Below are 651 nucleotides of genomic sequence, written 5' to 3' on the forward strand. Positions count from 1 at the left end.
CTTGGAGCCGATGATCCGGTCGAACCGGGCGCGCTCGACGTTGAGGATCTTGCCCTTCAGCGGCAGGATGGCCTGGGTCTTGCGGTCGCGCCCCTGCTTGGCCGAGCCGCCGGCGGAATCACCCTCGACCAGGAACAGTTCGCACTTCGACGCATCACGCTCCTGGCAGTCGGCCAGCTTGCCCGGCAGGCTGGCGATGCTCATCGCCCCCTTGCGGCTCATCTCGCGCGCGCGGCGGGCAGCTTCGCGCGCGGCGGCGGCATCGATCACTTTCTGGATGATCGCCTTGGCATGGGCCGGGTTTTCCTCCAGCCATTCGCCCATCTTGTCACCCATCAGGCTTTCCAGCGGCTGGCGCACTTCGGAGCTGACCAGCTTGTCCTTGGTCTGGCTGGAGAACTTCGGGTCGGGCAGCTTGACGCTGACGATCGCCGTCAGGCCTTCGCGCATGTCTTCGCCCGAAAGGCTGACTTTTTCCTTCTTCATCAGCCCGCTGGCGCTGGCATAGTTGTTGAGCGTGCGGGTCAGAGCGGCGCGGAAGGCCGCCAGATGGGTGCCACCGTCACGCTGCGGGATGTTGTTGGTGAAGCACAGGACGTTCTCGTAATAGCTGTCGTTCCATTCGAGAGCGACGTCGATCCCGATCCCGTC

The 651-nt window shown here is 64.5% G+C and carries 1 protein-coding gene; it reads right to left on the minus strand.

Features of this window, described 5'->3' with window-relative positions; translation table 11 throughout:
- A partial coding sequence (locus AC01FP_RS18570; protein ID WP_474482360.1) for a toprim domain-containing protein occupies positions 1–651 on the minus strand: 651 nt, incomplete at both ends.

The organism is Cyanobium sp. NIVA-CYA 375 (assembly GCF_056108345.1).